12 protein-coding genes are annotated in these 12,742 nt (G+C 73.9%); 3 read left to right on the top strand and 9 right to left on the bottom strand.

The features are described 5' to 3' along the window. Window positions 1-402: 402 nt before the first annotated feature. From ABT345_RS18450 to ABT345_RS18440, 3 genes are all read right to left on the bottom strand, one after another. The gene (locus ABT345_RS18450) at window positions 403-1,635 is read right to left on the bottom strand and encodes an MBL fold metallo-hydrolase (RefSeq protein ID WP_386461217.1); all 1,233 of its coding nucleotides are present in this window, start codon (window positions 1,633-1,635) and stop codon (window positions 403-405) included. A gap of 247 nt (window positions 1,636-1,882) precedes the next feature. Further along, the gene (locus ABT345_RS18445) at window positions 1,883-2,758 is read right to left on the bottom strand and encodes a GNAT family N-acetyltransferase (protein ID WP_345076518.1); all 876 of its coding nucleotides are present in this window, start codon (window positions 2,756-2,758) and stop codon (window positions 1,883-1,885) included. 101 nt (window positions 2,759-2,859) lie between these two features. Further along, on the bottom strand, window positions 2,860-4,254 hold the full coding sequence (locus tag ABT345_RS18440) for an NAD(P)/FAD-dependent oxidoreductase (RefSeq protein ID WP_345076520.1): 1,395 nt from the start codon (window positions 4,252-4,254) through the stop codon (window positions 2,860-2,862). Window positions 4,255-4,552: 298 nt separating this feature from the next. Between ABT345_RS18440 and ABT345_RS18435 the strand changes: the two genes are divergently transcribed. After that, window positions 4,553-5,506, top strand: a complete 954-nt coding sequence (locus ABT345_RS18435) for a carbohydrate kinase family protein (protein ID WP_345076522.1) — start codon at window positions 4,553-4,555, stop codon at window positions 5,504-5,506. A gap of 30 nt (window positions 5,507-5,536) precedes the next feature. On the opposite strand, the gene ABT345_RS18430 is transcribed toward ABT345_RS18435, so the two are convergent. The 3 genes from ABT345_RS18430 to ABT345_RS18420 are packed head-to-tail and all read right to left on the bottom strand — an operon-like array spanning window position 5,537 to window position 7,572. Then, complete coding sequence (locus tag ABT345_RS18430; RefSeq protein ID WP_345076524.1) at window positions 5,537-6,424, bottom strand: SAM-dependent methyltransferase; 888 nt, start codon at window positions 6,422-6,424, stop codon at window positions 5,537-5,539. Beyond that, window positions 6,421-6,699 carry a DUF397 domain-containing protein gene (locus ABT345_RS18425; protein ID WP_345076526.1) on the bottom strand — a complete coding sequence of 93 codons (279 nt, stop codon included), beginning with the start codon at window positions 6,697-6,699 and terminating at the stop codon, window positions 6,421-6,423. Before ABT345_RS18425 ends, ABT345_RS18430 begins: the two co-directional genes overlap by 4 nt. Before the next feature lie 3 nt (window positions 6,700-6,702). Beyond that, window positions 6,703-7,572, bottom strand: coding sequence for a Sco1979 family transcriptional regulator (locus ABT345_RS18420; RefSeq protein ID WP_345076528.1), 870 nt, complete (start codon window positions 7,570-7,572; stop codon window positions 6,703-6,705). A 134-nt stretch (window positions 7,573-7,706) separates the two neighbouring features. On the opposite strand from ABT345_RS18420, the gene ABT345_RS18415 reads away from it, so the two are divergent. Then, on the top strand, window positions 7,707-8,162 hold the full coding sequence (locus ABT345_RS18415) for an ATP-binding protein (RefSeq protein ID WP_345076530.1): 456 nt from the start codon (window positions 7,707-7,709) through the stop codon (window positions 8,160-8,162). A gap of 75 nt (window positions 8,163-8,237) precedes the next feature. Here ABT345_RS18415 and ABT345_RS18410 read toward each other — a convergent pair whose 3' ends face one another. Next, window positions 8,238-9,038, bottom strand: a complete 801-nt coding sequence (locus ABT345_RS18410) for an SGNH/GDSL hydrolase family protein (RefSeq protein ID WP_345076532.1) — start codon at window positions 9,036-9,038, stop codon at window positions 8,238-8,240. Window positions 9,039-9,312: 274 nt separating this feature from the next. Between ABT345_RS18410 and ABT345_RS18405 the strand changes: the two genes are divergently transcribed. Then, the gene (locus ABT345_RS18405) at window positions 9,313-10,119 is read left to right on the top strand and encodes a tyrosine-protein phosphatase (RefSeq protein ID WP_345076534.1); all 807 of its coding nucleotides are present in this window, start codon (window positions 9,313-9,315) and stop codon (window positions 10,117-10,119) included. Between the two features lie 30 nt (window positions 10,120-10,149). On the opposite strand, the gene ABT345_RS18400 is transcribed toward ABT345_RS18405, so the two are convergent. Together ABT345_RS18400 and ABT345_RS18395 are read right to left on the bottom strand one after the other, a co-directional pair. Further along, window positions 10,150-11,325, bottom strand: coding sequence for a serpin family protein (locus tag ABT345_RS18400; protein WP_345076536.1), 1,176 nt, complete (start codon window positions 11,323-11,325; stop codon window positions 10,150-10,152). Window positions 11,326-11,350: 25 nt separating this feature from the next. Further along, the gene (locus ABT345_RS18395; RefSeq protein ID WP_345076538.1) at window positions 11,351-12,733 is read right to left on the bottom strand and encodes an aspartate aminotransferase family protein; all 1,383 of its coding nucleotides are present in this window, start codon (window positions 12,731-12,733) and stop codon (window positions 11,351-11,353) included. Window positions 12,734-12,742: the final 9 nt, after the last annotated feature.

Raw genomic sequence — 12,742 nt, 5'->3', positions numbered from 1 at the left:
TGAGTTCTCAAGGAACGGACGCTTCCTTTGTGCCTGTTTCACCAGGCTCTCCGGGCGCTTCCCTTCGGTCTTGCGTTTCCGACTCTATCAGATCCGATCCGCGCCGTTTCCGGTCCGAAATTCGATTCCGATTACCCGTCGGAGGGTTTGCCTCGGTCCGCTTACTTTCTTTTGCGGCGCCTTGGCGTGGTCACTACGTTAGCGGATTTCCTCGGTGACGCATAATCGCGCCGCGGTGTGAATTTCGGGCATGCCGAAATTCGTCCCGGTGAGGAGCCGTGCGGTAGTGGTGTGCCGCAATGCGGCGGATGGCCGCCGCAAAGACCTGACAGCTTCGCGGCAACTCGAACAACCTACATGACCCCGAAAGTACGGCCCGACGGGGGGTACGTCCTCACCGGCTCAGCGCTCGCCCGCGACGTCCAGATCCGCGCTGGGCTCCGCCACCTCGACCTCCGCGGCCCGGGGGCGGCGCCACGGGTGGGCGATCGGATGGGAGACGGCCCGCCACCACGGCTCCTCGGGCAGCCTTCCGGCGGGCTCGAACGGCTCACCGGGGCACGGGAACGCCACCGGCTGGCCGGCCTCCTCGGCCGCGTCCTTCGTCCACTCCGCCGGCTCCGCCCACGGGTGCGGGGCGAGGTTGAAGGTGCCCCAGTGGATCGGCAGCAGCGCTCCGGCCGGACGGCCTCCCTGGAGGTCGAGGTGGGCCTGAACGCCCTGGGCCGGTGTCATGTGGATGTCCGGCCATGCGCCGGGCAGCGGTGTGGGGTCCGTGTGGTTCCTGGGCCAGAACTCGCTGTAGGCGCCGATCTGGATCATCGTCAGGTCGAACGGGCCGTGGCGCTCGCCGATCTCGGCGAAGCCGGGGAAGTAGCCGGTGTCGCCGCTGTGGTGGATGCGGTGCCCGGGCCCGGCGACGACCCAGGAGGCCCACAGGGTGTGCTGGGGTCCGCGCAGGCCACGGCCGCAGAAGTGCTGGGCGGGGGTGGCGGTGAGGGTCAGTTCACCGACGCGGGTGGATTCGTGCCAGTCCAGCTCGGTGATGCGGGACGGCGATACGCCCCAGAATTCCAGGTCGGCGCCGATGCCGAGGGGAACCACGAAGGCGGCGCCGGTGGCGGTCAGGTTCTGGATCGTCGCCATGTCGAGGTGGTCGTAGTGGTCGTGGGAGATCACCACCGCGTCGACCGGCGCCAGCGTGGCCAGCTCGACGGGGGCCGGGTGCAGGCGCTTGGGACCGGCCCAGGAGAAGGGGGAACAGCGCTCGCCCCACACCGGGTCGAAGAGCACCCGGTGGCCGTCGATCTCGGCGAGCACGCTGGAATGCCCCATCCAGGTGATACGCAGTCCGCTGCGCGGAGGCCCGGCGGTCTCCCCCGGGGCCGGGCGGTGCAGCGGTATCGGGGCGGCGGGGGCGCGGCGCAGCCGGGCCTCGCGGTGCAGCTGGGAGCGGGCCATCGGCAGCGCGGAGCCGTTCAGCAGCCGGCCGGTCGGTGTGGGGTTGCGGAACTGGCCGTCCACGAACTGCGGTGACCGGCGCATCCTGGCCAGTCGCTCGCCGGTGGGTGCGGCGCCGAAGCTCGCGGGGCGCAGCGCCTGCCACGGCGTACGGCGGGGGCGGGGACCGGTCACGGAACCTCCAATGTCGGGCGGTCGCCACGTGGAACGGACCGGGCGGACCGCGGGTTCCGCCCCGGCCCACCCGGACGGCCGTGGCGCCCGGGCACCTCCACACCCTCTCTCCGCGTGGGGAGCGGCGCGACCCGCGTCCCCGGGCGGCCCTGGCCGGCCCGGCTCCGGCTCGGCGGTCCGGTGCCCGGCGGGACCCGGACCGCCGACCGGGCGTCGGTCCGCGCCCGAAGGCCCGCTCCCGGCTCCCTCACTCCGTGGCAGTCCCCGCCCCGGCCGCATCCGCTTCGCTGAACTCCACGACCAGGCGGTCCTGCACCGGCTCGTATCCCAGGCGGCGGTAGAGGGCGTTCGCGGTGGGGTTGGCGAGGTCGGTGTAGAGGAGGATCTCGTGGGCTCCGGTGGCGCGGGCCGCCTGGGAGAGGGCCGCCGTCACGGCGCCGGCATAGCCGCGGCCGCGCAGTTCGGGTGGGGTGTAGACGGGGGCGACGCGGGTGATGCCGTCCTCCGCGCCGGTGTGGGCGGCCATCGCCACGGGGCGTCCGGCGTCCTCCCAGAGCAGCACCCGGCCGTGGGCGATGCGGTCGTCGACCGTACGGGCGTCGCGCGGCGGGGCGACGCCGGCGTCGGCGGCGAAGGCCGCGAACCACTCCAGGACGAGGGCGCGGTCGGCGGTGGTGGCCGGGCGGGCGGCGCCCGGCGGGCCGGGGTGCGGGGGCACGAGTGTGCCGAGGCGGTGGAGGCGGCTGCGTTCGCCGGTGCGGGCGGTGCCGCCGTGGTGGCGCAGCCAGGTGGCGGCGAAGGCGTCGACGGCCGCGTGGTCGCCGCCGACGCCCGGGACGCGCCGCCCCTCGGCGGTGAGGGTGTCGGCCAGGGCGCTCGCGGCCCGCTCGGGCATGGTCGCGAGCAATACCGGGCGCGGCGGCGTCCAGAGGAAGGCGGCGGTCTCGTCGTTCTCCTGCCACCAGCCGTAGTGGGGCGGGTGGTCGCCGTAGGCGTCGGCGCCGGTCGCGCGGACGGTGGCGGCGACGGAGAGGAGCATGGTGTGGGCCACGGGCCGGGCTCTCAGGAAGGGCCCGGCGGCGGCTTCGAAGGCATCGGGATCGGCTGTCGTCGTCCAGGTCATGCCCCAGTTTCCGGCGGGCGCCGCCCGCGGCGCACCGGATTTTCGGGGGCGTGCGCCGGGCTGGTGTGCGCCGTGGCTGGCGCGGGCGGGGTGCCCGTGGGTCAGACCGGCTCGGGCGTCGTCGGCGGTGCGGGGAGTGCCGGGCGGCGGGGCAGCAGGACGGTGCGGGCGGCTATGCGGGGGCCGAAGAGGCGGGGCAGCGGGGCGGTGAGGCAGAAGACGTCGCGGAGGGCGGCGCCGACAACCGGGTCGAGGGCGGCGCGGGCCGCCAGCCGGTCGAAGTACCAGGCGGTCAGCCGCTCCCCGGCCGACGGCTTCTCGTCGGCGTCGCGGAGGTAGGGCAGGTCGGCGCCGACCGCGGCGACCCACGCCGGATCGGTGACGGCGGCGATCTCCCGCTGGGCCGTGGCGGCGGCGTCCGGCAGCGGTCCGCCGGTGCGCGCCAGGGTGTCGCGCAGCGCGCGGGCGCCCAGGGCGGCGACCGACATGCCCTGGCCGTAGACGGGGTTGAAGGTGCAGTGCGCGTCCCCGAGGACGAGGAAGCCCTTCGGTGCGGCGCCGGGGCGCTCGTAGCGGCGGCGGCGGTTGCGGGTGTCGTGGAAGCCGTGGACGGGGGTGAGCGGTTCGGCGCGGGAGACCAGGGAGTGGAGGTAGGGGTCGCCGACGGTGGCGCTGTAGGCGAGGAACGCTTCGGGGTCGGTGGGCGGGTGGTCGCCGCGCATGCCGGCGAGGGTCAGCAGCCAGATTCCGTCCTCGACGGGGAGGTAGCAGCCGCCGCGCGGGGAGCTGGGCCAGTGGGGCACGTTGACGCCGGTGTCCGGGGTGGTGCCGGGGCCGGGGCGGTAGCGGCGGGTGGCGTAGCCGAGGCCGGTGTCGACGCTCTCCTCCTGCGGGGCGGCCAGGCCCAGTTCGGCGTACCAGCGGGGAGCGCGGGAGCTGCGTCCGGAGGCGTCCACGACGAGGCCGGCGGTGAGGGTGTGGGGCGCGCCGCCCTCGCGTGGGCGGATGCGGACGCCGGTGACCCGCCCGGCGTCACCGGTGAGGCCGGTGACCTCGGTGGCCTCGCGCACCTCCACGCGGGTGGCGGAGCGGGCGAACGCGGCCCGGGCGCGTTCGGTGACGACGGCGTCGAGCACCGGGCGGGTCACGCTGAGGGTGTGGTGGCGGCCTTCGTCGAACCGGCGCGGCCAGCCGCTGGGGGTGCGGGTGAGGAGGTCGCGCGGCAGGTCGAGGCGGTGGGCGCCCGCGTCGGCGAGGGCGGTGCAGCTGCCGGGCAGCAGGTCGTCCAGGGCGTGTTGCCCGCCGGTGAGGAGGATGTGGGTGTGGCGTGCCTGGGGGACGCCCTTGCGGAAGCCGCGGTGTTCCGGGTAGCGGTCGCGTTCGAGGACCGTGACGGTGTCGGCGTGGCCCAACAGGGCGGTGGCGGCGAGCATTCCGGCCAGCCCTCCGCCGATCACCACGGCGTCCCGCGCGCCGCCGGTGTGCTGCTGTGCCATGCCCGCTCCCCTCGGTCGGCCGCCGCTCGGCCACCCGCCCCACGTGATCAACTCCGTTTGCGGAGCCCACACTTCAGCCCTCGTCCTGCCTTGTCAACGCCCGTCCGGCGTCTCCGTCCGGCCGCGGCGCCGAGGGGGAGCGCCGGTGCCCGGTGCGTTGTCGCACACGTTTTCCCTACTCCCGTCGGCCCTCCTAGGGTCTGTACCTGTCGCCCCGATTTGCGGCATCTTGTGGCTAGAATCCGGCCTGCGGACGCGGCCTGTCCGCAGACCGCCGCCACCAGCCAGGGATGCGCCTGTGACACATCAGCCGGGAACCGAGCCCTACGACGTCGTGGTCGTCGGCGGATCGGGGGTGGACACCGTCGTACGGGTCCCCACCCTGCCGGTCCCCGCGGCCGATTCCGTGCCGGTGCCGCCGGTGGTGGAGTACGCGGGCCACACCGGCACCGGCGTCGCCCTGGGCTGCGCCGCGCTCGGACTGCGCACCGGTTTCCTCGACTTCATCGGCGACGACCCGCAGGGCTCGCTGATCCGGGAGCGGCTGGCCGGCACCGGTGTCGACTTCCGGCCGCTGATCTCCCCGCACGGCACCCGCCGTTCGGTGAACCTCGTCGCCCCGGACGGCCGCCGCACCTCGCTCCACGACGCCCGCGACCCGCTCGACCTGCGGATGCCGCCCGAGCACTATCTCCCCGCGCTGCGCCGCGCCCGGCACGTCCATCTGTCGATCACCCACTTCACGCGGTTCCTGTACGACGACATCGCCGCGCTGGGACTGCCGGTCTCCACCGATCTGCACGACTGGGACGGACTCACCTGCCACCACAAGGAGTTCGCGTTCCGTTCCGACCTGGTGTTCCTGAGCACCGCGGGGGCGGGTGAGCGGATCGGGGCGGTGATGCGGGAGATCCTGCGGGAGGGCCGGGCGTCCGCGGTGATCGCGACGGCGGGCGCCGGGGGCGCGTATCTTCTCGGCGCGGAGGACCGCAGCCCGCGTCATGTCCCGGCGGCCGTGCCGCCCGGCCCGGTGGTGGACAGCAACGGCGCCGGTGACGCGTTCACCAGCGGGTTCCTCCACGGGCATCTCGCCGGGCTGGAGTTCGGGGAGTGCGCGCGCCGGGGTGCGCTCGCGGGCGCGCACGCCTGTGTCGCGCACGGGACGCACACCGCGCCGCTGGACGCGGCGGCGCTGGCCGCGTGGGCCGGCGGGGAGCCGCGGGCGGGGGCGGCGGACACCGTTCCGGCCTGAGCGCAGGGCCCGGGGCCGCCGCCCGCGCGGTCAGTCCTTCCGGCCCATCGCCCCGTAGAAGATGGTGTTGTTCAGCTCCTCGGCGTCCGGGAGCGCGCCGTCCGGGCGCCACAGCGGGACGCGGACGACGCCGGGCTCCAGCAGCGTGAAGGGTTCGAGGAGTTCGGTGATCCGGGCGCGGGAGCGGATGGTGAGGGGGGCGGTGGCGTTCTTGTAGACGTTGACGACGCCGTCGCGCGCGGTGACGTCGACGCGGCCGCCGGCGAACTCCTCGTAGGGCTCGTCGGTGGCGTGCGAGAGCACCAGGTGGCTGCCGGCGGGCAGGGCGTCGGCGAGGGCGGTGACGATGCCCGCCGGGTCCTCGTCCTCCCGGACGAAGTGCAGCACCGCGAGGAGCAGCACGGCCACCGGCCGGTCGAAGTCGATGAGCCGCCGGACGGTGGGGTGCGCCAGGACGGAGCGGATGTCGCGGACGTCGCCGAGCACGAAGCCGGTGCGGTCGGCGTCGGTGAGGCGCGCCCCGGCGTGGGTGGCGACGATCGGGTCGTTGTCGACGTAGACGACCCGGGTGTCCGGGGCGCTCGCGCGGGCCACCTCGTGGGTGTTGGGTGAGGTGGGGATGCCGGTGCCGAGGTCGAGGATCTGGCGGATGCCGCCGTCCGTGAGGGTGCGCACCGCGCGGCCGAGGAACGCGCGGTTGGCGCGGGCGCTGAGCCTCACCTGCGGGTGGACCTCGATGACGCGGTCGGCGGCGATCCGGTCGACCTCGTAGTTGTCGCGACCGCCGAGGTAGTAGTCGTACATCCGGGCCGGGTGCGGGGTGCCGGTGTCGATCTCCTCGGGGCGGAAGCCGCCGTGGCCGGTGCCGTCGGGCAGCGGCGGGCTCAGCGGCCCCCGGACGATCTCCACGTCGCTCATACCGTTCTCCGTTCCGGGTGGCGGTGCGGCCCGCCGGTCAGCAGGAAGTCGGCGTGACCGGCCTTGGCGCCCTCGATGAAGCTGACGATCTCGTGGTGGGTGTAGATCAGCGCGGGGCCGTCGGGGTCGGTGGACTGGCGCAGCGCGACGCGGCCGTCGCCCAGTCTCATCGCCTCGACGCACTCGCCGCCGTTGCCGCCGCTCCAGGGCTTGTGCCAGCCGTCGGTGCCCAGTTCCTTGGCGGGCATGCCGTTGTAGATGCGTATGCGATCCATGGTTCAGATCTCCTTGCGAAAGCCACCCAGGATGTCCTCGGTGGCGTGTGCCGGTGCGGCCTGCGCACACATCCGGTCGAGGGCCTCCAGAAACTGCGAGACGTCGTTGCGCTGGTCGAAGTACTGGGCTCCGACGAGGCTCTCCGCGTACGCGATGTCCGGCAGCTCCGGAATCGGGAAGCGGAAGATGTGGAACGGCCCGTACATCGCGGGGTGCGGGCCGGCGGCGAACGGGATGATCTGCAGCCGGACGTTGGGCAGCGCGGTGGCCTGGGCGAGGCGGGCGATCTGGTCGCGCATCACCTGCGGGTCGTCGCCGATCGGGCGGCGCAGAACGGTTTCGTCCATGACCACCCAGAGCGTCGGCGCGTTCTCGCGGGTGAGCAGGGACTGGCGTTCCATGCGCAGCGCGACGCTGCGGTCGATGTCGTCGTCGGCGGCGTGCGGCATCCCGGCGCGCAGCACCGCCCGCGCGTACTCCTCGGTCTGCAGCAGCCCGGGGACGTACGCGGGCTGGTAGCCGCGGATGAGGTTCGCCTCGCTCTCCAGGCTGACGTAGGCGCTGAACCAGTCGGGCAGCACATCGCGGAAGCGGTGCCACCAGCCGGGGCGGTTGGCCTCGCGGGCCAGGGAGACGAAGCCGCCGATCTCGGTCGGGTCGGTGATCCCGTAGGTGGCCAGCAGCTTCTCCACGTACGGGATCTTGAGGCCGACCTCGGCCTTCTCCATCCGCCGTACCGTCGCGTGGGTGACGTCGAGGGCCGCGGCGGCCTGCTCGAAGGAGAGGCCGGCCTTCTCGCGCAGGTCCTGCAACCGTTTTCCGAGCACCACCCGCAGGACGGTCGGTGCCCCGCCCGACCGTGCTTCCACCACGTCCGATCCCTTCTGCCTGCTTCCGGGCAGCAGTGTGTCATGCCGTCAGTTACGCGAACAGACTGCATAATCCGATTCTGTAATTTGCAGATTGATCCTTGCCATCGATCATCGGCATCGCACATAGTTGCGTAGTGGCTTCCTCCAGCAACGCCCCTTCGTTGGCGCCCCGCGGCCGTACCGCCGGGCGCCGGGACGCGTTCCATCTGCCGGCGTGCCGCACCTCCGTCCCCGAGGCACGGCGGCGGGTCACGGCGCTGCTGCACGCCTGGGGCACCGGCCAACGCGTCCGCGACGACGTGGAGTTGGTGGTCTGCGAGCTGTTCACCAACGCGCTGCGGCACACCGCCAGCCGGCGGGTCGGCTGCGAGCTGTCGCTGCACGCGGGGTACGTGCGGATAGCCGTCACCGATGAGGGCGGGGCGGGCGCGGCGGGGCCGCGGGTCCGCCCGGGCAGCGTGGACAAGGAGAGCGGCCGCGGCCTCTTCCTGGTGGGCGCGCTCTCGCGGAACTGGGGCACCCGGCCCGACGAGCACGGCGGCGGCCGGGTGGTATGGGCCGAGGTGGCGCGCGAGGACACCATCCCTTGACTCCGGGCAGCGCAGGCCCGGACACGGCGACGGCCCCGGATCCCTGAGCGGGATTCCGGGGCCGTCGCGCTCCGTCTACAGGGGCAGCAGGTCCGGGCGCTTGGGCTCGACGTGGTCGCCGGAGGACTCGCCGCGCAGCCGGCGGCCGATCCACGGCACCAGGTGTTCGCGCGCCCAGTGGATGTTGTCGCGGCGGGCGTCGGCGGCCGACCGCTCCGCCTCCGGGGGCCAGGGCTGGTCCGGGTCGGCGGGGACCTGGAGACCGAGCACCTGGCCGGCGCGGAGCGCGACGCGGGTGTGGCCGTCGGCGGACAGGTGCAGCCGGTCGTCGCTCCAGGCACGCCGGTCCTGGACGGACTTGAGCGACCAGAGGTCGAGGACCGGGCAGTCGTGCCGGTCGGCGATGGCGCGGACGTGCGCGGTGTAGGTCGCGATCTTGCCGCGCAGATGCTTGAGGACGGGGATGCCGCGGGTGTCGAAGCCGGTGCAGAGCAGGACCGTGCCGACGGTCTCGCGCAGGTCCGCGACGGCCGCCTCGTACCGCTCGGCGACGGCGTCCGGGTCGGAGCCGGGCCGCAGGATGTCGTTGCCGCCCGCGCAGAAGGTCACCAGCTCGGGGGCCAGCTCCTTGGCGCGGGGCACCTGCTCCTCGACGATCTGGTCCAGGAGCCGGCCGCGGACCGCGAGGTTGGCGTAGCGGAACTCGCCCTCCGCACGCTGGTCCGAGAGGAGGACCGCGAGGCGGTCCGCCCAACCGATGTACGCCCCGTCACGGCCCGGATCCCCGACTCCTTCGGTGAAGCTGTCCCCGACGGCTGCGTACGACCCGATGGCGCGCACGGCGCCGCTGCTGATGTTTTTCGAATCGTCTCCCACGTCAGGACATACTTCACCGTGAGAAGTGACTTACGCCACCGTAACCAGGGGTTGACGGGAGGTGATTAACACCACCCGGTCAAATTCTCTTCAAGTTGGAATACGCAACGATCGCCAGGTGTCACCGAAGAGCGGAGCACTCTGCCGGGGAAGCGTCGCCTCCGGTCCGGAAGCGTCGTTTCCCACCATGGTTGCCTGCGGCACCCGTGTCGTATCGTCGGGGGCGGCCACGTCTCGCCGGCGACCGCGCCGGCGGCCGAACCGAGGAGCGCCCGTGACGCAGACGCCGCAGGTCCCACCGGCCGATTCCCCTCTCGTGGAGGTCCGCAACTTCCGCGACGTGGGCGGGCTGCCGACCGTGGACGGGCGACGGGTACGCATGGGGCGGCTCTTTCGCAGCGGCCATCTCGCGCACGCGACCGACGCCGACGCCGCCTTCCTCGCGGGCCTCGGCCTCCACACCGTCTTCGACTTCCGCAACGCCGCCGACATCTCCCTCGAAGGCCCGGACGTCACCCTCCCCGGCGTACGGAACGTCAACATCCCGCTGACCGACCCGGCCGACGGCGCGGAGTTCTGGACCATGGTCCGCGACGGCGCGCTGGACCAGCTGCGGCAGATACTCGGCGACGGCAAGGCGGCCGCCCGGATGGCCAAGAGCTACCGCCACATCATCACCACCCGCACCGCCGACCACAGCCGGCTGCTGCACGCGCTCGCCGAGGACAGCACGCCCGCGCTGCTGCACTGCGCCGCCGGCAAGGACCGCGCCGGGCTGTCGGTCGCCGTCACGCTGCTCGCCGTCGGCGTCGAGCGGGACGCGATCGAGGCCGACTACCTCAAGTCGAACGACCCGCACCGGCGCTACAAGATCCGCCGCTCGGACAACTCCCCCGCCGCGATGTCCCCCGAGATCATGGAGCTGCTGTCGCCGCTGTTCGGCGCCGACGCCGGCTATCTCGCGGCCGCCTACGACGCGATCGCCGCGACCTGGGGCTCGACCGAGAGCTACCTCACCGAGGGGCTCGGCCTGACCCCCGCCGTCCGCGAGCGGCTGCGCGACCAGCTCCTGGAGGGCTGACGCCCACGCCCCGGCATCCGCGCCCGGCCCTCACACCGCCGGGTACGGATCGGGGTCGGTGACCCACCCGGCGACCGGCACCAGACCGCTCGCCCGGTGCACCGCCAGAAAGCCGAACGGCCGCGTGAAGCGCGCCGTCACCAGCTTGGAGCGGAGCGGCGGCGGCAGCGCCATGCCCGCCGCGCGCATCCCGATCGCGGTGACCGCCGCCGCCCGGAAGCCGAGCGGCCCGAACGTCGCCGTCGCCGTCTGCCGCGCCGCGGAGACCGCGAGCGGCCGCACCGCGATCCCCGGGAAGTGCCCGGCCGACGCCCGCGCCACCGCGCCGAGCCCGAACACCTCGGGCCACCGCAGCAGATCGTGGTCGGCGTCGACGGTCCACCGCGCGGCGGACAGCTCGGTCAGCGGACGGCCGTGCGCGGACGGCACCGAGGAGACCGCCAGCCCCGGGCCGCTCCCGTCCGCGCCCGGCGTCACCGGGTACGCCCCGCCGAGCGCCGCCACCCCGTGCGCCAGCACCGCACCGCCCGGCAGCCGCTCGGGGCCGAGCAGCAGATGGACGTCGAGGCCGTTCGTGCCCGCGACCCGGGCGTCGGTCAGCGGACCGTCGGGGGTGGCGTGCACCCGCAGCTGCTCTCCGTTCTCCGTGCGGCGGTACAGCTCCGTCAGCGTCCGCCCGGCCCACGGGCCCTCGGCGGGGCGCAGCGGGCGCTCGGCGAACGGCGTCCGCCAGGTGGTGCGCAGCAGCAGCGCGCTCGCCAGCACCAGCAGCGTCCCGGGGCCGACGGCCACCGGCATCCGTTCGATCATGCCGTCGGTGCCGCGCCGCGCCCAGGCGTCCAGCGCGGCGCGGTCGGCGGCCGCATCGCCGGTCAGCTCGCCGAGCGCGCCCTCCGGCAGCCGGGCGCGCCACTCCGGGCGCAGCCCCACGGAGCGGGCGGCCCACACCCCGGCGGCCGCGTCGGTGCCGTCCATCGCGTCCAGCGCGGCGAGCAGCGCCCGGGCCTCATCCATCGCGCGCTCCGGGGCGGTGCCGAGGGCCCGGGCAAGCTCCGCCCGGGCCGGGCCCGCGGCCGGGGTGGTGAGCAGGGCGAGCAGCGGCCAGACCCCGGCGGCGGCCAGGACGGTGCCCCGCTCCCCCACGGCCGCCCGGGCCCAGCGGGCCGTCATCGCGTTGACGGCCCGCACCGTGACGTCGTCGCTCATTGCTCCCCTCCCGTGTGCCGCCCCGTCAGCGGTGGGCGACGGCCTGTTTGACCAGCGTCCGGCCGAAGTCCCACAGCAGGCCGGAGCCGGCGTGTGCCTCGTCCATGACGGCGGTGAACGCGTCGACGAAGCGGTCCACCTCCCGCTCGCCGATGATCAGCGGCGGGAGCAGCTTGATGACCTCCAGATGATCGCCGGAGACCTGGGTGAGGATGCGGTGCCGCTGGAGCAGCGGCACCACGACCATCTGCGCGAACAGGCCCTTGCGGGCGGCCTGGAGCATCGTCCAGCGGCCGCGCAGCCCCAGCGACTTAGGGCGGCCGAACTCGATGCCGATCATCAGTCCCCGGCCGCGCACCTCGTGCAGCATCTCGTACCGGTCGGTGAGCGCGGCCAGCCGGGTGCGCAGCAGATCGCCGGTGCGGCGGGCGCGCGCGACGAGCTGCTCGTCCTCCATCACGGCGAGCACCGCCAGGCCCGCCGCCATCGCCTGGGCGTTGGCGCCGAAGCTGGCGGAGTGCACCAGCACCCGGTCCATGGACGAGTAGACCTTCTGGAAGATCCAGTCCTTGCCGAGCGTCGCGCCGACGGGGACGTAGCCGCCGGAGAGCGCCTTGGCGACGCAGACCAGGTCCGGCTCGACGCCCGGCTCGTGCTGGTGGGCGAAGAAGTCGCCGGTGCGGCCGAGGCCGGTCTGCACCTCGTCGGCGATCAGCAGGGCCTTGTGGCGGTGGAGCAGTTCCTGGGCGGCGGCGAGGAAGCCGGGCGGGGTCGGCAGCACGCCCTTGCCCTGGATCGGCTCGACGATCAGCGCCGCGACGTCCCCGCGGCGCAGCTCGCGCTCCAGCGCCGTCAGATCGCCCAGCCCGATCGCGGTGTCCGGCAGCAGCGGCGCGAAGCCGTCGCGGAAGCCGTCCTCGCCGTTGACCGACAGGGAGCCGGTCGTCAGGCCGTGGAAGGCGTGGGCGCAGTACAGGACGCGCGGTTTCCCGGTGGCGTAGCGGGCGAACTTCAGGGCGGTCTCGACGGCCTCGGTGCCGCTGTTGCCGAAGAACACCCGGTCCAGATGGGGCGTGTGGGACAGCAGCTTCTCGGCGAGCAGACCGGGCAGCGGCGGGCAGTCGAAACGGGTGAGGTCCGCCAGCTGCGCGTCGAGGACGTCGTGCAGCGCCTGCCGGACGACCGGGTGGTGGCGGCCCAGGCCCATCACCCCGAATCCGGCCAGCATGTCGAGGTAGTCCCGGCCGTCGGCGTCCCAGAAGTACGCGCCCTCGGCCCGCTCGTAGACCTTGTCGAAGCCGAGGGTGTGCAGCATCCGCGGCAGCTGGTGGTTGAGATGGCGGCGGTGCAGGTCGTAGCGTTCGCCGCCGCGCTCGGCCAGCAGCGCGCCCAGATCGAAACCGGTCACCGGTGGCTC

The sequence above is a fragment of the Streptomyces sp. NPDC000404 genome, from assembly GCF_040300365.1.
Lineage (GTDB): Bacteria > Actinomycetota > Actinomycetes > Streptomycetales > Streptomycetaceae > Streptomyces > Streptomyces ramulosus.
This window is presented reverse-complemented; position numbering and strand designations above follow the sequence as displayed.

Coding starts and splice junctions, on each gene's coding strand:
- ABT345_RS18445 (WP_345076518.1), bottom strand. CDS start 2,758: ATGACCTGGACGACGACAGCCGATCCCGATGCCTTCGAAGCCGCCGCC.
- ABT345_RS18440 (WP_345076520.1), bottom strand. CDS start 4,254: ATGGCACAGCAGCACACCGGCGGCGCGCGGGACGCCGTGGTGATCGGC.
- ABT345_RS18430 (WP_345076524.1), bottom strand. CDS start 6,424: ATGAGCGACGTGGAGATCGTCCGGGGGCCGCTGAGCCCGCCGCTGCCC.
- ABT345_RS18425 (WP_345076526.1), bottom strand. CDS start 6,699: ATGGATCGCATACGCATCTACAACGGCATGCCCGCCAAGGAACTGGGC.
- ABT345_RS18400 (WP_345076536.1), bottom strand. CDS start 11,325: ATGAGCGACGACGTCACGGTGCGGGCCGTCAACGCGATGACGGCCCGC.